The organism is Rhizobium sp. K102 (assembly GCF_022385315.1).
GTDB classification, from domain to species: Bacteria; Pseudomonadota; Alphaproteobacteria; order Rhizobiales; family Rhizobiaceae; genus Rhizobium; species Rhizobium croatiense.
On record NZ_CP092437.1, the window covers coordinates 241,161 to 263,536 of the forward strand.

Annotated in this window: 23 protein-coding genes; 12 read left to right on the plus strand and 11 right to left on the minus strand. The window is 60.9% G+C overall.

The window, feature by feature from the left end:
* Positions 1 to 37: 37 nt before the first annotated feature.
* The 5 genes from MHI61_RS28625 to MHI61_RS28645 form a co-directional block, all read right to left on the minus strand.
* Positions 38 to 916 (minus strand): dihydrodipicolinate synthase family protein, encoded by an 879-nt coding sequence (locus MHI61_RS28625; RefSeq protein WP_239793337.1) that lies wholly within the window; start codon positions 914 to 916, stop codon positions 38 to 40.
* Between the two features lie 31 nt (positions 917 to 947).
* A complete protein-coding gene (locus tag MHI61_RS28630; protein WP_239793338.1) occupies positions 948 to 1,616 on the minus strand; it encodes an ABC transporter permease subunit in 669 nt (222 codons plus the stop codon).
* 9 nt (positions 1,617 to 1,625) lie between these two features.
* On the minus strand, positions 1,626 to 2,288 hold the full coding sequence (locus tag MHI61_RS28635; RefSeq protein WP_239793339.1) for an amino acid ABC transporter permease: 663 nt from the start codon (positions 2,286 to 2,288) through the stop codon (positions 1,626 to 1,628).
* 9 nt (positions 2,289 to 2,297) lie between these two features.
* A complete protein-coding gene (locus MHI61_RS28640) occupies positions 2,298 to 3,080 on the minus strand; it encodes an amino acid ABC transporter ATP-binding protein (protein WP_239793340.1) in 783 nt (260 codons plus the stop codon).
* A 64-nt stretch (positions 3,081 to 3,144) separates the two neighbouring features.
* Positions 3,145 to 3,975, minus strand: coding sequence for a transporter substrate-binding domain-containing protein (locus MHI61_RS28645; protein ID WP_239793341.1), 831 nt, complete (start codon positions 3,973 to 3,975; stop codon positions 3,145 to 3,147).
* 201 nt (positions 3,976 to 4,176) lie between these two features.
* On the opposite strand from MHI61_RS28645, the gene MHI61_RS28650 reads away from it, so the two are divergent.
* The 4 genes from MHI61_RS28650 (at position 4,177) to MHI61_RS28665 (ending at position 7,612) form a co-directional block, all read left to right on the plus strand.
* Positions 4,177 to 4,896 carry a GntR family transcriptional regulator gene (locus MHI61_RS28650; protein ID WP_239793342.1) on the plus strand — a complete coding sequence of 240 codons (720 nt, stop codon included), beginning with the start codon at positions 4,177 to 4,179 and terminating at the stop codon, positions 4,894 to 4,896.
* A 4-nt stretch (positions 4,897 to 4,900) separates the two neighbouring features.
* Complete coding sequence (locus MHI61_RS28655) at positions 4,901 to 5,686, plus strand: pyrroline-5-carboxylate reductase (protein WP_239793343.1); 786 nt, start codon at positions 4,901 to 4,903, stop codon at positions 5,684 to 5,686.
* A gap of 5 nt (positions 5,687 to 5,691) precedes the next feature.
* A complete protein-coding gene (locus MHI61_RS28660; RefSeq protein WP_239793344.1) occupies positions 5,692 to 6,138 on the plus strand; it encodes a DUF5086 family protein in 447 nt (148 codons plus the stop codon).
* A gap of 286 nt (positions 6,139 to 6,424) precedes the next feature.
* Entirely contained in the window at positions 6,425 to 7,612 is a 1,188-nt protein-coding gene (locus MHI61_RS28665) for a hypothetical protein (protein ID WP_239793345.1), read from the plus strand.
* A gap of 48 nt (positions 7,613 to 7,660) precedes the next feature.
* Here MHI61_RS28665 and MHI61_RS28670 read toward each other — a convergent pair whose 3' ends face one another.
* The gene (locus tag MHI61_RS28670) at positions 7,661 to 8,251 is read right to left on the minus strand and encodes a helix-turn-helix domain-containing protein (RefSeq protein ID WP_239793346.1); all 591 of its coding nucleotides are present in this window, start codon (positions 8,249 to 8,251) and stop codon (positions 7,661 to 7,663) included.
* A 142-nt stretch (positions 8,252 to 8,393) separates the two neighbouring features.
* Here MHI61_RS28670 and MHI61_RS28675 point away from each other — a divergent pair, with 142 nt between their 5' ends.
* Positions 8,394 to 9,728 carry an aspartate aminotransferase family protein gene (locus tag MHI61_RS28675; protein ID WP_239793347.1) on the plus strand — a complete coding sequence of 445 codons (1,335 nt, stop codon included), beginning with the start codon at positions 8,394 to 8,396 and terminating at the stop codon, positions 9,726 to 9,728.
* Positions 9,729 to 9,810: 82 nt separating this feature from the next.
* On the opposite strand, the gene MHI61_RS28680 is transcribed toward MHI61_RS28675, so the two are convergent.
* The 3 genes from MHI61_RS28680 to alr form a co-directional block, all read right to left on the minus strand.
* Entirely contained in the window at positions 9,811 to 10,830 is a 1,020-nt protein-coding gene (locus MHI61_RS28680) for an AraC family transcriptional regulator (protein ID WP_239793402.1), read from the minus strand.
* An 82-nt stretch (positions 10,831 to 10,912) separates the two neighbouring features.
* The gene (locus tag MHI61_RS28685; RefSeq protein WP_239793348.1) at positions 10,913 to 12,181 is read right to left on the minus strand and encodes a D-amino acid dehydrogenase; all 1,269 of its coding nucleotides are present in this window, start codon (positions 12,179 to 12,181) and stop codon (positions 10,913 to 10,915) included.
* Positions 12,182 to 12,210: 29 nt separating this feature from the next.
* Positions 12,211 to 13,344, minus strand: a complete 1,134-nt coding sequence (alr, locus tag MHI61_RS28690) for an alanine racemase (RefSeq protein ID WP_239793349.1) — start codon at positions 13,342 to 13,344, stop codon at positions 12,211 to 12,213.
* A gap of 125 nt (positions 13,345 to 13,469) precedes the next feature.
* Between alr and MHI61_RS28695 the strand changes: the two genes are divergently transcribed.
* Entirely contained in the window at positions 13,470 to 13,934 is a 465-nt protein-coding gene (locus MHI61_RS28695) for an Lrp/AsnC family transcriptional regulator (RefSeq protein WP_010033371.1), read from the plus strand.
* A gap of 16 nt (positions 13,935 to 13,950) precedes the next feature.
* Here the strand turns inward: MHI61_RS28695 and MHI61_RS28700 are convergent, their stop codons facing one another.
* The gene (locus MHI61_RS28700) at positions 13,951 to 14,676 is read right to left on the minus strand and encodes a LuxR family transcriptional regulator (RefSeq protein WP_097581131.1); all 726 of its coding nucleotides are present in this window, start codon (positions 14,674 to 14,676) and stop codon (positions 13,951 to 13,953) included.
* A gap of 156 nt (positions 14,677 to 14,832) precedes the next feature.
* Positions 14,833 to 15,471 carry an acyl-homoserine-lactone synthase gene (locus MHI61_RS28705; RefSeq protein ID WP_239793350.1) on the minus strand — a complete coding sequence of 213 codons (639 nt, stop codon included), beginning with the start codon at positions 15,469 to 15,471 and terminating at the stop codon, positions 14,833 to 14,835.
* A 182-nt stretch (positions 15,472 to 15,653) separates the two neighbouring features.
* On the opposite strand from MHI61_RS28705, the gene MHI61_RS28710 reads away from it, so the two are divergent.
* From MHI61_RS28710 to iolE, 6 genes are all read left to right on the plus strand, one after another.
* Positions 15,654 to 15,998 (plus strand): helix-turn-helix transcriptional regulator, encoded by a 345-nt coding sequence (locus tag MHI61_RS28710; protein WP_239793351.1) that lies wholly within the window; start codon positions 15,654 to 15,656, stop codon positions 15,996 to 15,998.
* Between the two features lie 251 nt (positions 15,999 to 16,249).
* Positions 16,250 to 17,677, plus strand: coding sequence for a glycoside hydrolase family 15 protein (locus MHI61_RS28715; RefSeq protein WP_239793352.1), 1,428 nt, complete (start codon positions 16,250 to 16,252; stop codon positions 17,675 to 17,677).
* A gap of 95 nt (positions 17,678 to 17,772) precedes the next feature.
* Positions 17,773 to 19,644: a GMC family oxidoreductase gene (locus MHI61_RS28720; RefSeq protein WP_239793353.1), complete on the plus strand. Its 1,872-nt coding sequence runs from the start codon at positions 17,773 to 17,775 to the stop codon at positions 19,642 to 19,644.
* A gap of 100 nt (positions 19,645 to 19,744) precedes the next feature.
* Positions 19,745 to 20,863 carry a ferritin-like protein gene (locus MHI61_RS28725; protein ID WP_239793354.1) on the plus strand — a complete coding sequence of 373 codons (1,119 nt, stop codon included), beginning with the start codon at positions 19,745 to 19,747 and terminating at the stop codon, positions 20,861 to 20,863.
* Entirely contained in the window at positions 20,860 to 21,417 is a 558-nt protein-coding gene (locus tag MHI61_RS28730; RefSeq protein ID WP_239793355.1) for a hypothetical protein, read from the plus strand. The genes MHI61_RS28725 and MHI61_RS28730 overlap by 4 nt, the downstream gene beginning before the upstream one ends.
* Positions 21,383 to 22,321, plus strand: coding sequence for a myo-inosose-2 dehydratase (gene iolE / locus MHI61_RS28735; RefSeq protein ID WP_239793356.1), 939 nt, complete (start codon positions 21,383 to 21,385; stop codon positions 22,319 to 22,321). Before MHI61_RS28730 ends, iolE begins: the two co-directional genes overlap by 35 nt.
* The last annotated feature ends 55 nt before the right edge of the window (positions 22,322 to 22,376 follow it).

The window sequence follows — 22,376 nt, forward strand, 5'->3', positions numbered from 1 at the left end:
TTTCGGGACGGCAAGGCCGCCCTGGACCTGTTATGCGTTACCAGTTGAGGATCGGCTCCATGGCTGCCCTGAATTCGGCCTTTTCCTCCGAGGTCAGTTCGCCGAGCGGCGCGCGGCACTGCCCCACGGGCAAGCCCTGAAGCTCGCAGCCATACTTGATCTTCTGCACGAACTTCCCGCTCTCCAGGATGTTCATCGCCCGATAGAGGGTTTTCATCATCTCGCGCGCCTTGCCCAGCTCTCCCGTCTTGTAGGTTCGGTCGAGATCGCAGCAGGCCTTGGCCATGCAGTTGGAGGGGCCGCAGATCCAGCTTTCCGCGCCCCAGAACATGAAGTCGAGCGCGATATCGTCCGAGCCGCTGACGAGTTGGATCTTGCCCTCATAGCGGCTGGCGATGTCGATGGCGCGCTGCAATACGCCCGAGCTTTCCTTGATGCCGATCACCTGCGGATTGTCGGCAAAATGATCCATCAGCTCGAAGCTGATGTCTGAACCATCCTTAGCCGGATAGGAATAGAGGACGAGGTTCACATCGACGGCCCCGAGCACTGATTCATAGTGCCTGATCAGTTCCGCCTGGGTCGGACGGGTATAAAAGGGCGGTGCCAGCAGGACGGTGTCATAGCCGATATCTCTGGCGAGCGCCGTCTGCTCGATCACCTCGCGGGTCGCGGGCGCATTGGTGCCGGCGATCAGGATTTCGCCAGGCCTGGCAAACTCCTTGACGAACTGCAGCACGTCACGGCGCTCTTCCCTGGACTGGCTGAAATATTCGCCGGTCGATCCGTTCGGCACCCAGCCGGTGACGCCTGCCTCGCGCAGATGCGTCAGAAGCTTCTCGAACGCCCTGAAGTCGATCTTATTGTTCGCATCGAAGGGTGTGATGAGGGCGGGCATGACGCCGGAAAGTTTCATGGGATGTCTCCTGTCCTGGGAACGACGGTTTTCAGATTGCGAGCTTCTTGAGGATGCGTCCCTCGATGAGGGAGACCGCCCGCGTGAGCGGGAAGGCGATGACGAAATAGATCAGGGCGACGACCGTCAGCACTTCGACGGGACGGGCCGTGTTGTTCGAGATGTTCTGGCCGACGAACATCAGGTCCGCCATGCCGACGGCGGAGACGAGCGCGCTCTCCTTGAACAGGCTGACGCAGTTCGACAGCAGCGTCGGGATGGCCCGCAGCACCGCCTGCGGCAGCACGACATTGACGACCTGAACCCTCTGCGGCAGGCCGAGGGCGACGCAGGCATCGAGCTGCTCCCGGCCGATGGATTTGAGGCTGGCGCGGAAGGTTTCGCTGGTGATCGCTCCCATGTAGAGCGTCAGCGCGATGACGCCCGAGGTCAGGTTCGAGAGCTCGACGCCGAGGATCAGCGGCAGGCAGAAGAAGATCCAGAAGAGCTGGATGAGCACCGGCGTGCCGCGGAAGAATTCGACGTAGACGCCCGCGACGGCGCGAAGGACGATGTTGCGGGACGTGCGGGCAAGGCCGACGAGGAAGCCGAGGGAGCATCCAAGCACGACGCAGATGATCGTCAGCTTGATCGTCATCCACAGGCCGAGCAGGAGCGCGTTTTCGAAGCGCAGCAGGATCGAGAAATCGAGCATCATCATGCTGGCCTCCTAGCTGACGAGGATCTGGCGGCGGCGTTCGAGCAGGCCGACGATCTGGGTTATCGGGAAGGACACGGCGAAATAAATGAGAGCCACGACCGTGAAGGTCTCGATCGGGCGATAGGTTTCCGTCGCCAGTGTCTTGCCTTGGTACATCAGGTCCTGGATCGCCACGATCGCAACCAGCGCACTCTGCTGGAAGATGACGATGCCGTTGGTCAGAAGCACCGGGATCGAGGCGCGGAACGCCGTCGGGAAGACGATGTAGAGCACCCGCTGCAACGGATTGAGACCGAGCGCGATGCCGGCGTCGAGCTGTTCGCGCGGCACTGCCTGGATCGAGGCCCGATAGGCTTCGGCGTTGAACGCCATCAGATTGAGCCCGAGCGCCATGATGCCCATCGTCATCGGGTCGAGGAAGACGTCGAACAGCATCGGCACGCAGTAAAAGATCCAGACGATCTGGACGATGGCCGGCGTGCAGCGGAAGAATTCGACGAACAGCATGAACGGCAGCCGCACGATCTTGATCGAGCTCATGATCAGCAGGGCCAATCCGAAGCCCAGAACGATGCCGATGACGTTCGCAGCCGCCGTCAGCTGCAGCGAAACCCACAGCCCCTGCAGCAGCGGAGCGATGGAGACGGCGTTGAAATCGAACGTGTAGTTCATCTGAGCCTCCTACTGCTTGATGTGGAAGACGCGGTCGATGAATTCCTTGGTGCGTTCCTCGCGCGGAGCGCCGAGCACCTGCTCGGGCGGGCCGTCCTCGACGACCACGCCGCCGGCGCAGAAGATGACGCGCGACGCGATGTTCTTGGCGAACCACATGTCGTGGGTGACGATCATCATCGGCATGTCCTGGGCGGCGAGCTGCAGGATGACCTGCTCGACCTCGCTGACGAGCTCTGGGTCGAGCGCCGAGGTGACCTCGTCGAACAGCATCAGCTTCGGATCGAGCATCAATGCGCGGGCGATCGCCACGCGCTGCTTCTGGCCGCCGGAAAGCTGAGCCGGATAGGCATTGGCCTTGGCGCCGAGCCCGAAGCGCTCGAGCAGAGCCTGGGCGCGGGCGGTCGCCTTCGCCTTGCTTTCTCCGCGCACTTTGCAGGGTGCGAGGGTCAGGTTCTGAATGACGCTCAGATGTGGAAACAGCGTGTAGTGCTGAAAGACCATGCCGATCGAGCGGCGGACATTGGTGTCGATCTGGGTCTTCCTGGCAGCGCCGTCGGAGGAAATATAGGCCTTGCCATCGAAACTGATCGAGCCGCTGTCGATCTGCTCCAGGCCCATCATCACCCGAAGCAGCGTGCTTTTGCCGCCGCCGCTCGGGCCGATGACGACGACGCGTTCGCCGGGCTTCATTTCGATGTCGATGCCTTTCAGCACCTGGATTGCGCCGCCGCCATAGCTTTTGTGGAGCGCCTGCATTTTCACGAGGGGAAGGCTGAAGGACGTGGTCATGGCCAATCTCCGATGATCGAAGCTTGAAAAGGCCGGGGCGATCGTCGCACCGGCCCCGGCGAGGTTACTTCGCGCCCTTGAGGACTTCGTCGACGGCTTTGCGGATCAGCTCGTCGACATGGCCGGTGGCGACCCTCTCTTCGAGGAAGATATTGATCACTTCGACATCGGCGGACGAAAGCTGATGCGGCAGGCCGAAAGCGACACCCTGTTTGGCAAGGGCCGGCGTCGGGTTGAGCGCAACCGCCCAATCCGGATTCGACTGGGTGAAGAGCTGGTTGGTGTCGGAGGCGTCGACCAGGATGTCGGCGCGTTTCGAGGTGACCGCCAGGCGGGTCTCGTCGTTGCCGGGCAGGCGCATGATCGTGGCGTTCTTGACCGCCGCGGAAATGGCCTTGTCCTGGGCCGTGCCTGACATGACCGTAAGAGTTACGCCTGCTTTGTCGATATCGGCCACCGAAGCGGCGCGGGCCGCGATCTTCGGATTGTTTTTATTGTAGGCGAGCGAGATCTGATATTCCATCGCCGGGATCGAGAACTGCACGGCCATGGCGCGTGCCGGCGTCCGGTTAAGCGCGAGCGACAGATCCCATTTGCCCGCCTGCAGACCGGCGACGATATTGTCCCAGGTCGTATCGACGAATTCAGGCTTCACCTTGAGGACGTCGGCAAACTCCTTGCAGAGATCGGCGAAGAAACCGGTGTACTCGCCCGTCGCCGGATCGCGCATGACATAGGGCGGCGCGACAGCCGCGCCACAACGCAAGGCGCCTGCCTTCTGCACGCCCTGCCAATATCCCTCGGCGGTCTGGGCGTGGGCGGCGGCTGCGGAAAGACCTGCCATCAGGGCGAGCGCGGGCAGCGCCCGCAGGGCGGACGTTATCAAAGAAAGCATTGGGCATTCCTCTTTTGTTGTGCGCGAAGCGCGCGGTTCCACTCGTCGGCTCTGGCCGTTTCTGTTGTTTTTCTTGTCGGCTGCGTGTCGACTGGAGAGAATATGTCAACTGCGTGTCGACAAAGTCAAGCGGAAAAATTACATTGCCGACACGCTGTTTTTCTGGCCCAATGGACCTGACGTCGAGAGAAAGGGACTTAAGTGTCTGAAGAATCGGAAGTGAAACGCATCCGCGGGACCGGCTGGAAAAACGTCTATGAAACGCTGCGCAACGAGATTCTGTCGCTCGCCCTGCCGCCCGGCCAGCTTCTCGACGAGATGACGCTGGCCGAACGCTTCGACATGTCGCGCTCGCCGGTTCGCGAAGCGCTGATCCGGCTCGGTGCCGACGAGCTGGTGGTGACGCTTTCCAACCGCAGCACGATCGTCGCGCCGATCGAAGTGGCGACCTTTCCGAAATATGTCGAGGCGCTCGACATCGCGCAGCGGATGAATACGCGGCTGGCCGCGGCACTGAGAACGGAAGCCGATCTGAAGATCATCGCCAAACGGCTGAAGTCGTTTGAGGCTGCTGTCAAGACAGGCAATCACCTCGCCATGTCGGAAGCCAACAAGGAATTCCACATGGCAATCGCCCATGCCGGAAAAAATCAGTATCTGGCCTCATTCTACGAGAAGCTTTTGTCGCAGGGCCAGCGCATGCTGCACCTGCATTTCGAATATCTGGAGCGGACGCACGAAGGCTATCTGCTGACCGACGAGCACACGCTGATGCTCGACGCCATCAGGGAGAAGAACGTGGATCTGGCCGACGAGCTCGCCCACGCCCATACGCGCCAGTTCCAGGATAATTTCATCAACTTCATGCGCGAGAACTACACGACGGATGTCGCGCTGGGACCGCTGCGGGCTGCGGAGTAACGACGTGATGATCAACAGCATTGGATTCGTCGGCACCGGCGCGATCACCGAAGCGATGGTTCGCGGGCTTCTGTCCGCACCGGCCTACGCCTCCGAGATCCACGTATCGCCGCGGAGCGCGCACATTGCCGCGACATTGGCGCAGGAGTTCACCGCCGTCAGGATTGCCGGGGACAACCAGACTGTCGTCGATCGCAGCGACATGGTGTTCCTGGCGATCCGGCCGCAGATCGCCGAGGAGGTCGTACGGGCGCTTTCGTTCAGAACCGGCCAGGTGGTCGTCAGCCTGGTTGCGGCGACCGAGCGCCAGGCTCTTCTCGATTGGATCGGCGCCGGCGTGCACCTCGTCCAGGCCATCCCCCTGCCCTTCGTCGCGCAGCGGCAAGGCGTCACCGCCATCCTCCCGCCCGATGCCGCCGTCGCGGCGCTGTTCGATACGCTCGGAACCGCCGTCCAGTGTCAGTCGAAAAAGGAATATGATCTGCTCGCGGCGGCGAGCGCAATGATGTCGACCTATTTCGGCATCATGGAAACCACAGCCGTCTGGCTGGAAAAAAGCGGCCTGGAAAGGCCGAAAGCAAATGCCTACATCGCGCCGCTTTTCGCAAGCCTGGCGCAGAAGGCCAACAGCCCAGGCACCGAGCCGTTCAGCGCGCTAAGCCGCGAATTCGCCACCAAGGGCGGATTGAACGAGCAGGTTCTTTCCGACGTCGACAAGAAGGGCGGCCTTGCCGCGCTGACCGCAGCGCTCGACGGCGTGCTCGCCCGTATCGAGGGCCGCAGCAGCTGAAGCGCATGCACCCTAAGCGAAAATCCCTGACCGTCCTTTTCACGGTCGCCGCGATTTTGAACCAGACGATTTTGGCGCGCGCCGAAGCGGTGGAGCGACCGACCATTTCCGCCATCATTCTCTCCGTCTCACCTCGGACCGTCCGTTGGGCCACCGTCCACAAGGCTCCCGATCCCGGGGAAGACGATCCCTATTACCACGTCGAGGTGATCGAGAAGGAGCGACGCGCGCCGCCGTGGCAATTCAAGCGGCTTGCCACCCATGTCGTGGTCACGGCCGATGCGTTGAACAGGAGCCGCTCGCGACAAAAAGCCAGGAGCTATTTTTACAAGGATATCGAATTCCGGATCGCCTACCAGAACTGGCGCGTGCAGCCTCGCCCGCAGCGGGAGGCGGGTGTTTGCCGCACGACCATCCTCGAATGCGTCGGCATCGCCGGCAAGCGTGACTGATTCCGCTCCACCAACGAAAATTCGCGGTTGCAAAAATCGAAGAAATGCAATTTAGCTCTGGCGATGAGTCAGAAAACTACTTTTGCTAGAGAAAATATCCTCGCCCGGCCCCCGGCGGCGGGGTGGCCGAATGTCTCCGGCCTGCCGGCTCCGGCCGATCCCGATCGCGTCACCCCCAATTAGCTGATCTGACGAACCGTGACGTCCCGGCCGCTCTGCGAGCAGAGCGCGGCGGGGCATATTCCATGAATTTCCCCGCATCTACTTTCAACACAAGGACATCTCCATGAAGCATCTGCGCAATTTCCACCTGATGATGGCAAGCACCACGTTCCTGACGCTGGCCGGCCCGGCGCTCGCCCTCGACGGCGCGGATATGATGAAGAAGCTCAGCGCCGCAACCAATGCCGGCGGCACGGTCATCACCATCGAGAAAGCCGAAGTCGACGGCGACACGGTGACGGCAACAGGCGTCCAGGTGGGATTTGCGAACCTGCCCGGCGATACGCTGAAGATCGGCGACCTCACCTTCGAGGGCGTCGAGGAAAAAGAAGGCGGCGCCTATTACGCCAAGACCCTTTCCTTCCCGGATGTCGATATCAGCCAGGAGGGAGGACGCTTTTCGGCCAAGGAGATTCTGTTCACCGGCCTGACGATTCCCGCGAATGCGACCGGCGAGACGCTGGACGATATCCTCCTCTATGAAACTGCCAGCACCGGGCCGATCGCGCTCAACATCAAGGGCAAGGATGTGCTTGCGATCGAAGGCGTCGAGGCAAACATGGGGCGCCAGGACGGCGGCTTTGCCTACGACGCCAACGTCGCCGGCTTCAAGGCCGACCTGTCGCAAGTCGAGGACGCGGCTGCGAAGGAGGCCATCGAGAAGCTCGGACTGACGACGCTCGACGGCACCATGACGATGAAGGGAAGCTGGGAAGTCGAAAGCGGCAAGGTTGTCCTCGACGAATATGCTTTCGATTTCAAGAATGTCGGCCGGCTGAACTTCGCCGTCGACTTCTCCGGTTATACGCTCGGCTTCATCAAGTCGCTGCAGGAGGCGGTCAAGACAGCCGAAGCCAATCCGAACAAGGAAGAGGCCAACCAGGCCGCCGGACTTGCGATGATGGGGCTGATGCAGCAACTGACGTTCAACAGCGCCTCGATCCGCTTCGACGACGCCTCGATCACCAAAAAGGCGCTCGACTATGCCGGCGCGAAGCAGGGCGTCACGGGCGACGAACTGGCACAATCGCTGAAGGCGCTGGTTCCGATGATGATGGCGCAACTCAACATGCCGGAACTGCAAAACCAGATATCGGCAGCCCTCAACACCTATCTTGACGGGCCGAAGAGCCTGACGATCAGCGCCGCTCCGGAAAAGCCGGTTCCCGTGCCGATGATTGTCGGTGCTGCCATGGGTGCGCCGAACACCATTCCCACGGTGCTCGGCGTCAAGGTATCGGCGAACGACTAAGTTAAGATCAACTGCCGGAGGCGGGTCCTTACCGATCTGCCTTCGGGATCATCTTTCCAAAACCATTGCGCGCATTTTCTGAAATTGCGTTAAAACGTCGGCGGCGTGCAGGCGCTGATAACCTCGCAGGGCACCGGTCCGACGCAGCGGAACCGATGCGGGCGCCGGCTTTCGAAATAATAAGCGTCGCCCGGCCCAAGGATACGCCGCTCGTCGTCGACCGTGACCTCGAGGTCTTCCCGAGAGCACGATCCCGCCCTCCTCTCCTTCGTGAACAAGGGGAATTTTTCCGGTGTCGGCAGCCGGCTGGTAGCATTCCTTCAGTATCTGCAGGCTGCGTCCGAACAGGGTTTCACCGACTTGCTTGTAGGAAATGGCGCCCTTGCCGATCTCCACCAGCTCCTCGGCGGCGTAGAAGGCCTTTTTCGGACGCTCCGGTTCGAAGGCGAAGAATTCCGCCAGCCCGATCGGAATGCCGTCGAGAATTCGCTTCAGAGCTCCGACCGAAGGGTTGGAGGCGTTCGATTCGATCAGCGAGATCGTCGAGTTCGGCACACCGGTGCGTTTGGCGAGCTCACGCTGGGAAAGCTTGTGGGCGAGGCGCAGATGGCGAAGGCGGCTGCCGATGTCGACTGACATGATGGATCCGTTTGCGTTGTCCAGAATATCCGAAAACCTACCTTCTTATCTGTTCCATTTCAATAAGTTGCGCCGATGAAGAAAAGGACTTGTTTGAAGGATAGAAATTGCCATTCTCCAGGCGATTTCAAAGGAGGCCAGGATGGACCAGATCAGCAAGACGAATGCGCCCGTACTCGAAAATTTCTGGATGCCGTTCACCGCCAACCGGCAATTCAAGGCCGCGCCGCGCCTGCTGGCCGCTGCCGAAGGGATGTATTACACCGACGTCGATGGAAACCGGGTGCTGGACGGCACGGCCGGGCTCTGGTGCTGCAACGCCGGCCACGGCCGCAGGAAGATCGCCCAGGCGGTCGAGCGGCAGCTTGCCACGCTCGACTATGCGCCGACCTTCCAGATGGGGCATCCGATCGCCTTCGACTTCGCCGCAAAACTTGCCGCCAACGCACCGGGCGGGGCTGACGCCAAGCTCGACCGGGTCTTCTTCACCGGCTCGGGCTCGGAATCGGTCGACACGGCTCTGAAGATCGCCATCGCCTACCAGCGCGCAATCGGCCAGGGCACGCGCACCCGGATCATCGGCCGCGAAAAAGGCTATCACGGCGTTGGCTTCGGCGGCATTTCCGTCGGCGGCCTCGTCAACAATCGCCGGGTCTTCCCGCAGATCCCAGCCGATCACATGCGCCATACGCTCGATATCGAGCGCAACGCGTTTTCGAAGGGGCTGCCCGCTCACGGCGTCGAACTGGCGGATGATCTCGAGCGCCTGGTGCAACTGCACGGCGCCGAAACCATCGCAGCCGTCATCGTCGAGCCGATGTCGGGATCGGCCGGTGTTGTCCTGCCGCCGAAGGGTTATCTGGAAAAGCTGCGCGCCACTGCCGACAAGTACGGCATCCTGCTGATTTTTGATGAGGTCATCACCGGCTTCGGCCGTCTCGGCACGCCTTTCGCGGTGGATTACTTCGGCGTCGTACCCGATCTCGTCACCACGGCGAAGGGCCTCACCAACGGCGCCGTTCCCATGGGCGCGGTCTTTGCCAGCCGCAAGGTCTATGACGGGCTGATGGTCGGACCGGAAAATGCGATCGAGCTCTTCCACGGTTATACCTATTCCGGCCACCCCGTCGCCTGCGCCGCCGGGCTCGCCACGCTCGAAATTTACGAGGAAGAAGGCCTGCTGACGCGCGCAGCCGAGCTGGCCGACTATTGGCAGGACGCCCTCCACTCTCTGAAAGGCCTCGCGCACGTCACCGACATCCGCAACCTCGGCCTGGTCGGCGCGGTCGAACTGGCGCCGCGTGACGGCGCTCCCGGAACACGCGCCTACGACGTCTTCGTCGACTGCTTCAACAAGGGACTGCTGATCCGCGTGACCGGCGACATCATCGCGCTGTCTCCACCGCTAATCATCGAGAAGGGCCAGATCGACACGCTCGTCTCGGTGCTTACCGATGCCCTGAAACGCGCAGCCTAGATCTGCATCCGGGGCACAATCCCGTTGGCGATCGGACGCCCGGTCCGTCGCCGATGGAGCCATCCGGCCGCCGAGGCGGAGTTCAGCGCTTCAGAGTCTGCGAGGGCAGCTCACCGAAACGCTTCTTGTATTCGGCGGCAAAACGCCCGAGATGGGTAAATCCCCATCTGAGCGCGATATCGGCGACGGCCTGCTTCGCACCGGATTCAAGCAGGTCGCGACGGGCAGCGACCATCCGGATTTCATGGAGGTAGGCGATCGGAGTGGTATTCCTGAACTGCCGAAAGCCCTGCTGCAAAGTCCGAATGCTGACCTTGGCTGCCGTCGCGATCTCGCTGAGCGAGATCGGTTCGGCGATGTGCGCGTGCATGAAATCGATGGCCCATTTCACATGGCGTGGAGCCGGCGCGGGTGCAGGAAGCGTCAGCTCGTTCGAGTAGCGATGCGGAAAATTCTCGAGAAGCAGATAGACCGTCGCGTCGCAGAGCGCGCTGACTGCCAGCGGCAACTCCTGCAGCAGCCCGCCCCCGCCAAGTCCGCGATGCAGGTTCGTAACGAGTTGTTGCAACAACAGCCCCGGGCCAGCCGTCAGATCGATATGGGGATGAAAATCGGCGTCACCGGTTATCGTTCGTTCGAACATATGCGTGAGGTGCGCGTTGATCCTCGCCTGATCGACGAACAAGCCGAGATGGCGGCGACGGCCAAGCAGGCGGGCGCCGGTGGCGCGACCTGCTCCCAGAATGGCGCCGCGACCGGGAACTGAATGGATCGCCTCCTGCCCGGCATTGAAGACCGCATCTCCCTCCACCGGCAGGAATATGATCACTTTGCCGCTCGGCGCCTCCCGCCTGAGCGAGATCGCGCCCTCATAGGCGCAATCGGCTACGGCCAGATCTCCCGCCGAGACGAAATTGCAGCGATATGCGATGGAGGCATTGGCTTGCGCCGCAGCCTTGATCGGAGAGGTCGAGGTCGACAATATTTCCGAGAGGGCATCCGGGTCCGTTCCGCTGTATGCCCTTTCCGAAAAGATCGGGCTCTGCGCCGCCGGATGGTGGAGGAAGCCGCCAGCGGCATGTACCTCGGAATTAACGGACATTAACGACCTCGAATTTTTCCTACGAGTAATAGTCGATTCCCGTAGATAAACACTTCTCTTTTTGCGTTCTTTCAGTGGGATTTCAGGCGTAGCGACTGATCGCAAGATCCCGCGCGTCGATCTCAGGCGTGCGGGCGCCGACGAGGTCACTGATGAGTCTTGCCGAGCCGGTGCTCATGGTCCAGCCGAGCGTGCCGTGACCGGTATTAAGAAAGAGGCCGACGATCTTCGTCGGACCGATGACCGGCGTACCATCAGGAGTCATCGGGCGCAGACCCGACCAGAAGGAAGCCTTGGACACATCGCCGCCGGGAAAGAGATCGGTGACGGAATGTTCCAGCGTGCCGCGGCGGGCGAGGCCCAGATCGTTGGTATAGCCTGATATCTCGGCCATGCCGCCGACGCGGATGCGGTCGCCGAGCCGGGTGATGGCGATCTTGTAGGTTTCGTCCATGACGGTCGATTCCGGCGCGCGCGACGTGTCGGTGATCGGGATGGTGAGCGAATAGCCCTTGACCGGATAGACCGGCAGGCTAATGCCGAACGGCTTGAGCAGCAGCGGCGAATAGCTGCCGAGCGCAACCACCACCGCGTCCGCGCTCATCCGTTCGCGCTCGCGATCGGGATCGCGATCGGTGACGATCCCGCGCACCCGGCCGGCTTCGACGTCCAGGGCCTTGATCGTCGTGCCATAGGCGAAGCGGACGCCGAGCGCCTCGGCTTTGGTGGCCAGCGCATTGGTGAATTTGAAACAGTCTCCGGTTTCGTCCTTCGGCGTCAGAAGGCCGCCGACGATCTTGTCGCGCACATGTCTCAGCGCCGGTTCGACACGAATGCAGCCGTCCTGGTCCAGCACCTCATAGGGGATTCCGTCTGCAGCCAGCGCCTTGACGTCCTTGGCCGAGGCCTCGAGCTGCTGCGGCGTGCGAAACAGCTGCAGGGTTCCCTGCATGCGTTCGTCATAGGCAATGCCGGTCTCCGTGCGAAGCTCGGCGAGCGCGATGCGGCTGTAATCGGCAAGGCGCAGCATCCGGCTCTTGTTGATCGCATAGCGCTCGGAGGTGCAGTTGGACAGCATCCTCGTCATCCAGGCGAGCATGGCCATGTCGAATTTTGGGCGCAGGATGAGCGGCGCATGCTTCATGAACAGCCATTTCATGGCCTTCACGGGAATGCCGGGGGCTGCCCAGGGCGAGCAATAACCGAAGGAGACCTCGCCGGCATTGGCAAAGCTCGTCTCCAACGCCGGCCCGGATTGCCGGTCGACGACGGTCACCTCATGACCTGATTTGGCCAGCTGATAGGCGGATGTGACGCCGACGATGCCGGCACCCAGAACGATGACTTTCATGATTTCCTCAAGAACAAAACCGGCCGGCTTCAGCAATAGTGCCTGTCGTAACGATCGCCCAGACCGGTTAGTATTTCGTAAGATATCGTTCCGGCATCGCTCGCCACGTCTTCAAGCGTCTGGTTGGGGCCAAGCACTTCGACAAGGCTGCCGAGGCTCAGCGCCCCTTCGGGCAAGGCCGTGATATCGACGGTCGCGCTGTCCATCGACACGCGCCCGACGATCGGCAGACGGATGCCCTTGTGAAATACGGCGCCGCAGTCGCCGAGACTGCGCGGCAGGCCGTCGGCGTAGCCGGCGGCAATGGTGGCAAGGCGGGTCTCGCTGCGCGTCACATGCGCGCCGCCATAACCGATCTTGGCGCCTGAAGGTACTGTGCGCGTCTGCACGATGGCGACGTCCAGCCTGACGACCGGTTCCATCGGGTTCGTGCCGCCGGCATTCGGTGCGCCGCCATAAAGGGCGATGCCCGGGCGGGCGAGCACGCCATGATAGGCATCGCCGAGGAACACGCCGCCGGAATTGGCGAAGGAGATGTCGAAGCCCGGAAATTCATCGGCAATGCGCGCCATCTCGGCAAACTGTTCGCCGTTCTGGCTGCTCTCCAGGTCGTCGGCGCAGGCTAGGTGGCTCATGATGAACAGGATTTCGACATTGACGCCGTCGCGAAGGGCTGCCGCCAATTCGGCTCGCTCTTCCCAGGGAAAGCCGAGCCGCGACATGCCGGTATCAAATTGCAGAACGGCCGGCAGGCAGCGCTTCAGCCGGCGCGCGGTCGCCGACCATTGCCGCCATTGCGCGAGCGAATTGAGAACCGGAACGATGCCGCTTTCGGCGCAGGCGACCTCGTTGCCGGGCTGCAAGCCGTTCAGCACGAATATCTGCGCACTCTCAGCAAGGGCCGGCCGCAGCCTCACGGCCTCGACGAACTGGGCGACGAAGAAATGCCTGCAGCCCTGATCGTGGAGCGTTTGGGCGACCCGTTCGGCACCGAGGCCATAAGCGTCGGCCTTGACGACGGCTCCCGCGCGCACCGGCGCCAGCATCGATGCAAGCTTCGAATAATTGCGGCCGAGTGCTGCAAGATCGATCGTCAGATAGCCCGTGGCTCCCTGCGTGATCGTAGCGGTGCGTGCGCGGGAAACCAAAATATCGCTATCCATGTCCACCCCATCTCGATATCAGGAGCTTATGAAATAATGAGCGAAATTGCCGATGATTTTGTCGTTGATTATTGCGAATTTTACATATTATTCGCATAATCAACCAAGATGTGAAGGAAACCGTCATGCCCGCCCTCGATACGGTCGACCGCAATATCCTCAGGCTGTTGCGCCTTGACGCGCGTATGAGCAACGCCAAACTCGCCGCCGAGATCGGCCTTTCGCCGTCGGCCTGTCTCAGACGCATCAAGATCATGGAAAAATCAGGCGTCATCCGTGGTTATACGGCGCTGGTGGACACCGGCAATGCCGATGAGATGATCGCCGTGATCATCAACATTACCCTCGAGCGGCAGACGGAGGACCATCTCGACCGTTTCGAGGCGGCGGTCCGCCGGCATCCGGAGATCCGCGAATGTTTTTTGATGACGGGCGGCTCCGACTACCTCCTGCGCGTCGAGGTTGCCAGTGCGGGCGAGTTCGAACGCATCCACAAGGAGATCCTGTCGACCCTGCCCGGCGTCCTCAGGATCCATTCCAGCTTCTCGATCCGCAACGTGCTGGCAACACGCACCAGGGGCCGGCGCTGAACCGCGGTCCCCACGCTCATATCAATTCAAGCGCCGTGGCCTTGGCGACCGCTTCGCTTGTCGTGGCGACAGTCAGCTTCCGGCGTGCCGAGGCGAGATAGAGCTGCACCGCACTCACCGAAATGGACAGTCGGGCACAGATCTGCTTTGCCATTAGGCCGCTGGCCGTCATTTCAAGACATTGCAGTTCGCGGCGCGACAATTGCGGAAAATCCGCAATCTCCCTCATGCCCGACAGCACCATGACCCTGTCATGCAGATGGTGGGCGAGAAACTGGAGGTCGCGCATGCTGTCCATGCGGAACTGCCGCCAGTAGGCATCGGGATGATTGGAGGTCACGGTAAACAGCGATCGCTCCCCCTGAGGTCCCCGTACCGGCAGGGTAACGCCTTGCCGGCCGACACCGAAGGCCATCGCCTCCTTGAAGAAACCATAGGCTCGGCCTGAATCCCATTTTGATGCGGACCATTCCACGGGCAGGAAGCCGCGCCGGCCGAGACGCACGACGGGGTCGATGCTGAAATAGTCCCGGTCACGATATTGTTTCACCCACTCGGGCGGGTAGGTCAGCATCAGCAATGGATTGCTGTCCGCCATTCCCGAGGAGCGGGTCACATGCAAAACCATGTGCGATATCGCATAGATGTGGCGGACTTCGTCCAGCGTCGTTTCCAGATCCTGCAATGTCGGCGCCGCGGAGATCCGGTCCAGACAGTAGAAAAAACGAGAACTGCTCAGCATGAGATGGACTCGTGGTTGCGTGATTTCATAACTGCTCGCAATGGTAACATTTCGCGATTACCGAGAACAGCATATTTTTTGGCAACCATGACGCGCCATGAAGAACAGGTTAAAGACCGACGAGACTATCCCTGCCGGGCGGGACAGCGACTGCGCTTACCGCATGCCGCCGTCGACAAGGGCTCCGGCGGGATAGGGAGAGGCTTGCTCCAGAAGTCGGAACAGATTGGCCCGAAGTGTCCGACAATTGTCCGCAGTCACATCCCATAGTCCGACATACAGCTTGCCGATCTCGGGCCGGGATCGGGCAAGCGGCGTCGGCCTCCAGCCGATCCTGCGGTATACGGCGACCATAGCGGCGTCATAGACGCCGACAATGCTCTCGATACCGGTGTCGAGCGCAAGATCGCAAAGCCCTGAAAGCAGCTCCGTGGCGACTGCGCGCGATTGCTCCATGTGTCCGGCATGCGGATGAAGGCAAAAGCGGGTACATTCCCAGGTCGTCGGGCTATCGACGTCAATAGGCTGATCGAAGAAATGCCGGAACTCGCTTTTGAGCATCGTCGCTCCCGTGGTCGGCAGCAGGCGCAACGAACCGGTCAGCGTGCCGGAAGGTCGTTGCGTGACGAGATAGACGGGATCCTCAACCTCGTCGTATCGGTCCCTCTCCCATTGATCCCGGACATCGACCTGCCATCCCAGCCGATCGCGAAAAACGGCGGCACGAGCCCGAAACATTTCATCGAAAGCACGTCGATCGGTCTCGAGCATGTCTTTGGTGAGTATCCGCAACATATCCGTCCCTCCTGATGTTCTGACGTTTCACAACAGGAGGCCGAGCGGGCACAATCTGGATATTTCACTAGGTTGACCGGTGCTTGGCTTTGCAGTCCCCTTCCATAAGAAGTTTCTGATGTTCGTCGATCGAAAGCTCTTGGTAATTGCCAATTTTAACGCAACAACGGGGAGGATTGTTGATGACCCACGACATGGCACGCGGCAAACGTATTCGAGAGGCGATATCCCGCGGCAAGTTCCGGAAAGTTCACGCCCTGGCGGCCGAACTGGACGTGTCCGTCGCCGCCGTCTCACGCTGGCAGAATGGCGGTCATACCTCGCTGGAAAGCGCCTGCGCGCTCGCCGACCTGCTGGATGTCTCCCTCGACTGGCTGCTGCTCGCGCGCGGCACAATGGACTGGCATAGGAACAGCGCGATCTCCGCCACGGAATTGCAAATGGTACTGGCGTTGCGCAACCGGTCTGCGGCAACACGCTCCAATCTCGTCGGGCTGGTCGAATCCATCCCGCCGGAACACCCGTAACGCCAAGCGCAATTCTCTGGGATTTTTTGACCTGAGATCAACACGTTTAGGTTGATAAAAAGCAGAGCCTCGACGATCTTTCTAGTTAAAGGTTCAGCGGCGGCGAGGGCGGGGCGGCGGGCGGCCAAGCCACCCTGCCCCTCGCCGCAGAGACCTTGTGTTCACTCTCAACGCCCATTCGGCCGCAATATTTCTCCCATCCGGGTCCGGATCTGGTCCCGGTAAGTCTCAACCGATTTTGGAGTCAGTCAATGACAGTTGCGCTTTGGAGTCAGTCAATGACGGGTGCAAACCCGGCCCATATCGGCGCCAATGCGCCTACAGTCAAACCGAGGCCCGCCTTCGCGCAGACCGATCTGGTCGCATTGTCGCGCTATTTTTCTCTTCTGATGATGCGCAACATCACAAGCGATGGCTATGTCATCGAGCATCCCACATCGCCCGGCGTCTTCTCTGCCCCCGGCTGCGTCATCGCCGCACCCTCCTATCCAGCGAACACGCCTGGGGTCGACCAGGACTATGTTTTCAACTGGGTCCGCGACGGGGCGATTACGGCCATCGAGATCGCGCTTGCCGGCTTGCTGCCCGTTCCGGGCGGAGTTTTGCCGAGCCTGGTCGACTACGTGAACTTCGCAGCGCTCTGCCAGGCGAATGCGAAGAATTCCGACGCCGTCACACTTGGCCACGCCTGCTTCACCATCACCGGCGAGGTTCGTCCGTGGTCGGAGCAGAATGACGGGCCGGCCATTCAGTCGATTGCGATCCTGACCCTGTTCGATCAGCTGGATGGCGCCACGCAGACCATCGCCAAACAACTGGTCCAGGCCAACCTCGCTTATCTTCTCGAAGTTTACCAGAACAAGACCACAAATCTCTGGGAGGAATATGAGGGCTATTCGTTTTTCGCAAGAGCCGTACAGCTGCGCTTTTTCCGGGAAATTTCCACAAACACGATCGGCATTGCGGTGCCTGCCGGGGTGGCCGACGCCATCTGCTGGCTGGAAAGCCAGCTGGCAACCCACTGGAACGGGCAGCTCTATGTGAGCATTCTGGATGCCGCGGAGCAAGCCGGTTACGACGCGAACATCGATATCGTCTCTTCGGTCTGCTATGGCGGGATCGAGCCAACCGATACCAAGCTTTTGGCAACGGCGGCCATCCTGCGGCGCCAGTGGGCCGATCCTTCGTCTTCGAACTATTACCCGGTCAATGGCGCCGACGCGGCCAACGGGCTCGGGCCACTCTTGGGGCGCTATCCAGGCGACCATTACGATGGCGATGTGGCGGCGCCGGTTGCCGGCGGGCATCCCTGGGCTCTGTGCACCGCCAACTTCGCCGAGTTTCAATATCGGCTTGCCAATGCCATCGATGCCAGCGGCGCTATCCCCCTCGATCAGTTCTCCGAACCCTTCTTCGCGGAACTGGGACTTGGCGCATCCAGCAGCGCCGCCGACGCGTCGGCTGCCTTGCGGGCTTCGTCTGACGCCATGCTGCGCGCCATCGTCTATCACAGCGATCACTATGAGCTGAGCGAACAGTTCGATGGAACCGTTGGCTACGAGAAAAGCGTCCGGAATCTGACCTGGAGCTATGCCTCCTTTCTCTCGGCAGTCAGAGCCCGCGCCGCCGCCCCGGCCGCCAAGTCCAAACCCCGAAACTCTCGCGGCCCGAAATCATGACGATTGAAGGCCGCAAGGCCTGAAATCTCGATTGCTTCCAGAACGGCATGGTTCGCAAAGCTGATGCAGCTTTCCGGGATTAATGGAGGACCAAGGTGCTTTTTCCCCTCGAATCGGCGATAAGAGCCGATGCCAAGACCGTCGCAGAGTCTGGCGACTACGATATCGTGATCGTCGGAAGCGGCATTTCCGGAGCAATCATTGCCAAGCAGGCTTCGGAAGCGGGCAAACGTGTCCTTATCCTTGAAGCCGGAACCGGTTCCAATGTCACTCTGGCAGGCTATGACAATCTGCTGACGACTTTCTATTCGGCAGCCTCCAAGGACAACCAGTCGCCCTTTCCGCTGAATGCGAACGCGGCCATACCCCGCAGCCCGCAGCTTCGCAAGCTGCAGGCGGGGGAAACCGATAGCTCGAACTATATCGTTCAATCCGGCCCTTATGTCAGTGATACGGTATATACCCGTATTTTCGGCGGAACGACCATGCACTGGGAGGCGAAAACGCCCCGCCTGCTTCGCTCCGACTTCAAGACGCGCACCATTTTCGGCCACGGGCTGGACTGGCCGCTGAGCTTTGAGGAAGTCGAAGAGGATTACCGCTTGGCCGAGCGGGAAATCGGCGTATCGGCGAATGTCGAAGATCAGCAATATCTCGGGCAGACCTTCCCGGGCGACTATGTCTTTCCCATGCGCGGCCTGCCGCTTTCCTATCTGGATCAGCAGGTCAACAAGGGCATCGAAGGCACCAGTGTCGAACTTTACGAAAAGACCTATCCCCTGAAGGTCAGGCCCTATCCGCAGGGGCGCAATGGCATACCCAACCCGGCCTATGACGGTGGGAAGGGCTACCGTCCAATCGGCGCCGTCGATACGCATCAGGTCGAAGAGGGCGGCCGGTGCCAGGGCAACACCAACTGCGTACCGCTCTGTCCCGTGCAAGCGCGCTACCACTCCGGCAAAACGCTTGCCAAGGCGTTCGCGGCAAACGGGAATGGCGGCGAGCGGCTTGTCGAACTGCTGCCGCAGGCGGTCGCATCGAAAGTCAACATCGATCCGGATAGCGGGAAAGTCCGCTCCCTCGAGGTCAAGATTTACAAGGACCCGGCCTCGCCGGCCCATGAGACCATCACCGTCAAGGGCAAGGTTTTCGTGCTTGCGGCAGGCGCCATCGAAACCGCGCGTCTTATGCTGGCCTCCGGCCTGCGCAGCACCAGCGGTCTTGTCGGACGCAATCTGATGGACCACGCCTACCTGCTGAACTGGGCACTGATGCCGGAGATCTGCGGCACGATGCGCGGAACCAGTTCGACGGGCGGTATCGTCGACCTGCGGGACGGCCCCTTCCGGGAAAAGCAGGCCGCCTTCGCCATCGATATCCATAACGACGGCTGGGGTTGGGCCACGGGTGCGCCGACCTCCGACCTTCTGGAACTGGTGGATGATCGCAACCTCTACGGCGCGGATCTTCGGCGCGGCATGGTCGACCAGGTTTCGCGGCAGTTGCTGCTGGCGTTCATGATCGAGGTCATGCCCGTCGACAGCAACCGCATCACGGTGGATCCGCAATATACCGATGCTCTGGGCAACATGCGGCCCATTCTGTCCTTCACGGTTCCGGAATATACCATGAAGGGTGCCGCCTATGGCCGCCAGTTTGCGCGCACCGTCTTTGCGCGCCTGGGCGCGCAGGACCATACCCATTACGACCCCAGCGATTACGGCTATGTGGCCTATGAGGGACAAGGCTATGCGATCCGCGGCGGCAATCATCTGGCCGGCACCCATATCATGGGAACGACGAAGACCAATTCCGTCGTGGACAAAAACCAGCGCAGCTGGGACCACGAAAATCTCTATCTCGTGGGCGGAGGCAGCATGCCGACGATCGGCACGGCCAATGTCACCTTGACGCTGGCCGCCATGTGCTTCCGAAGCGGTCGCGACATTCTGAAGTCTCTGCATTGAACCAAGACCGGCATCCGCTGCGCGGAACGAACCTATGGGTTCGATGCAAGCGACACGAAGCCGGCCGGTGCACCCAACTTATCTTTCACGGAGCATGAGCATGGATTCCTACAGTATCAAGACGCTCGATGAGCTGAAAGAGTTTCTCTACCGGGCGATGCAGCTCGAACATGCGACGATTCCGCCGTATCTGACGGCGCTTTATTCGATCAAGCCCGGCGTCAACCAGGATGCGACCCAGGTTCTGCGCGTGATCGTCGTGGAAGAAATGCTGCATCTGACGATCGCGGCCAATATTCTCAATGCCATCGGCGGCAAGCCGGATCTTGTGAGGCCGGATTTCGTAGCCAGCTATCCGGCCGCCCTGCCGGACGGCGAGACCGATTTCAAGGTCGGCATCCAGGCATTCGGCCGTGAGGCGCTGGCGACTTTCCTGAAAATCGAGCGGCCGGCCCAGCGTCCTGAACATCTCGTCGGCAAGGGCCTGATGTACCGCAAAACTCCCGCCGATATCACCGCGCTTGCCAGCCATCCGCGGCATGAGGAGCTCCATTTCTACAGTATCGGCGAGTTCTACTCGGCCATTGCGGAAGGCATCAAATATCTGGAAGCCGAAGCGCATAAGGCGGGCACGACCATCTTTACCGGCGACAGGTCGCGCCAGATCACCTCGGAATATTATTACTCCGGCGGCGGCGAGCTGTTTCCCGTCACCGATCTGAAAAGCGCCCAGGAAGCCATTGAGCTCATCATCGAACAGGGCGAGGGGGACGGCGGCGGCATCTACGACGGTGACGACCACGAACTGGCCCATTACTATCGTTTCGAGGAACTGGTCAAAGGCCGCTACTACCAGAAGGGCGACCAGCCCGGCCAGCCCACGGGTCCGCACCTGCAGGTCGATTGGGAGGGCGCCTATCCAATCAAAGAGAACCTGAAAGTGGGGGATATACTCGAAGGTTCGGAACTGCGTGAGGCGGCGATCGCCTTCAACACGCGCTATGGCGAATTTCTCCAGCTTTTGACGCGTGCCTATAACGGCCAGCCAAACCTGCTGCTGGAAGCCGTTCCGATGATGTTCGAATTCCGCAACATGATCCTCGAACTCATCCGCAATCCGCTACCGGGGCATCCCGGTAAGAACGGCAGCCCCACCTATGAGATCCCCGGCGGCATCAAACAGCCAGCCATCACCCGGCAGGCGGAGGTGAACGCATGAGCAGCCGTTTCGAGCCATTTCTGGGTCTTTCCGTCGAATTGACGGCCTTCTCCTACTTCGATCTTCTGGGAACCGGCCTGGCAGAACGCTATCTCGCCACGCTCGACACCGTGGTCGGCAGCGAGATCACCGACGCGCTGCTGGCCGCTTTCACCGCCTTGCCACCGCCGGAAAGTGAGGCCCGTATCCACGCCGTGCGCACGACCATCCTCGGCAATGAATTGCTCGGAGACGTCGCCCGCGCGCTGATCAAGCTCTGGTATTCCGGCACTTGGTTCGAGCTGCCCTCCGCTTGGACGGAGCGCTTTGGCCCCAGGCCTGCGAATACCACCTTCGTCGTTTCTCCCGATGCCTATATCGAGGGTCTGCTCTGGAAGGCGATCGGAGCTCACCCTGCGGGCGCCAAGGGGCAGGGTTTCGGCTCCTGGGCCTTTCCGCCGAAAATTCCGGCTCCCGCCCCCGTTCCAAAACCTGACCTGACGCCACTTCCGCTTGTCCTTAAAGAACTGGATCAACGCCATGACGAATTATCTGCATCGACTGACGCCCGCTAAGGTCTGGCTCGGCGTCATCCCCACGCTCTGGTGGAATGACGATTTCATCAACATCGACATCGGCATCCCCTACGAGCAGGCTCTGAGTGAAATGGCGCTCGCCGGCTATGTCGGGTGCGGCGTCGGCCATAAATATCCGACGGATCCCAAAATATTGCGCCCTGTCCTCGAGCTCAGGGGATTGCGGATTTCCGAGCCTTGGGTGAGCACTTACTTCACCATCAAGGCGATGAATAGTCACACGCTTGAAAGCGTCGATGCTCAGCTCGACTTCCTCGAAGCCATGGAAGGCGGCAGCGACGATCCGCGCAGGGCCGATCTTGTCGTCGCCGAGTTTGGCGGAGCGGTCAATCCGCTTCCGGTCGCCCTGTTTCCCAATTGCCCCGAATTCTCCGAGGACCAGTGGAAACAACTGATCGAAGGTCTGCACGCAGCCGGAGAGAAAGCCAGGGCCCGCAACCGCCGGCTCTGCTATCACCCGCATCTCGGAACCGGGGTGATGAAGACGGAAGCGATCCACCGGCTCATGGACGAGACGGATCCTCGCCTGGTCAACATGCTTCTCGACACCGCGCACCAGGCGGCGGCGGGCGTCGATCCGCTGGCGCTGGCCAGAAAATACGCCCACCGCATCAAACATGTTCACCTGAAAGACATTCGCGCCGAGGTGGTCACGAAAATGCACAAGGGAGAACTGTCCTTCCAGCAAGGGATCGAGGCGGGGATCTTCACCGTGCCCGGCGACGGCTCCATAGAGACCTTTCCGGAAATCCTCGATGCGTTGGCCGAGGCGGATTTCGCCGGTTGGATCTGCATCGAGGCGGAGCAGGACCCGGCCAAGGCCAATCCGCTGCAATACGCGAAAATGGGCCGCGAATATCTGCGCAAGCTACTTGGATGGTAGCCCCGCGCGGACCGTTTGTTTCGGCCCGATGACAATGTGAAGGAGGCGGGGACGG

What these genes read in the sequence shown, in the direction of transcription:
- MHI61_RS28700 (WP_097581131.1), bottom strand. Translation starts at nt 14,676, where the DNA reads ATGCTGAGCAGTTCTCGTTTTTTCTACTGTCTGGACCGGATCTCCGCG.
- MHI61_RS28660 (WP_239793344.1), top strand. Translation starts at nt 5,692, where the DNA reads ATGCACCCTAAGCGAAAATCCCTGACCGTCCTTTTCACGGTCGCCGCG.
- alr (WP_239793349.1), bottom strand. Translation starts at nt 13,344, where the DNA reads ATGGATAGCGATATTTTGGTTTCCCGCGCACGCACCGCTACGATCACG.
- MHI61_RS28635 (WP_239793339.1), bottom strand. Translation starts at nt 2,288, where the DNA reads ATGAACTACACGTTCGATTTCAACGCCGTCTCCATCGCTCCGCTGCTG.
- MHI61_RS28705 (WP_239793350.1), bottom strand. Translation starts at nt 15,471, where the DNA reads ATGTTGCGGATACTCACCAAAGACATGCTCGAGACCGATCGACGTGCT.
- MHI61_RS28685 (WP_239793348.1), bottom strand. Translation starts at nt 12,181, where the DNA reads ATGAAAGTCATCGTTCTGGGTGCCGGCATCGTCGGCGTCACATCCGCC.
- MHI61_RS28725 (WP_239793354.1), top strand. Translation starts at nt 19,745, where the DNA reads ATGGATTCCTACAGTATCAAGACGCTCGATGAGCTGAAAGAGTTTCTC.
- MHI61_RS28625 (WP_239793337.1), bottom strand. Translation starts at nt 916, where the DNA reads ATGAAACTTTCCGGCGTCATGCCCGCCCTCATCACACCCTTCGATGCG.
- MHI61_RS28640 (WP_239793340.1), bottom strand. Translation starts at nt 3,080, where the DNA reads ATGACCACGTCCTTCAGCCTTCCCCTCGTGAAAATGCAGGCGCTCCAC.
- MHI61_RS28630 (WP_239793338.1), bottom strand. Translation starts at nt 1,616, where the DNA reads ATGATGATGCTCGATTTCTCGATCCTGCTGCGCTTCGAAAACGCGCTC.
- MHI61_RS28695 (WP_010033371.1), top strand. Translation starts at nt 13,470, where the DNA reads ATGCCCGCCCTCGATACGGTCGACCGCAATATCCTCAGGCTGTTGCGC.
- MHI61_RS28710 (WP_239793351.1), top strand. Translation starts at nt 15,654, where the DNA reads ATGACCCACGACATGGCACGCGGCAAACGTATTCGAGAGGCGATATCC.
- MHI61_RS28670 (WP_239793346.1), bottom strand. Translation starts at nt 8,251, where the DNA reads ATGTCAGTCGACATCGGCAGCCGCCTTCGCCATCTGCGCCTCGCCCAC.
- MHI61_RS28645 (WP_239793341.1), bottom strand. Translation starts at nt 3,975, where the DNA reads ATGCTTTCTTTGATAACGTCCGCCCTGCGGGCGCTGCCCGCGCTCGCC.
- MHI61_RS28680 (WP_239793402.1), bottom strand. Translation starts at nt 10,830, where the DNA reads ATGTCCGTTAATTCCGAGGTACATGCCGCTGGCGGCTTCCTCCACCAT.
- MHI61_RS28675 (WP_239793347.1), top strand. Translation starts at nt 8,394, where the DNA reads ATGGACCAGATCAGCAAGACGAATGCGCCCGTACTCGAAAATTTCTGG.
- MHI61_RS28730 (WP_239793355.1), top strand. Translation starts at nt 20,860, where the DNA reads ATGAGCAGCCGTTTCGAGCCATTTCTGGGTCTTTCCGTCGAATTGACG.
- MHI61_RS28665 (WP_239793345.1), top strand. Translation starts at nt 6,425, where the DNA reads ATGAAGCATCTGCGCAATTTCCACCTGATGATGGCAAGCACCACGTTC.
- iolE (WP_239793356.1), top strand. Translation starts at nt 21,383, where the DNA reads ATGACGAATTATCTGCATCGACTGACGCCCGCTAAGGTCTGGCTCGGC.
- MHI61_RS28715 (WP_239793352.1), top strand. Translation starts at nt 16,250, where the DNA reads ATGACAGTTGCGCTTTGGAGTCAGTCAATGACGGGTGCAAACCCGGCC.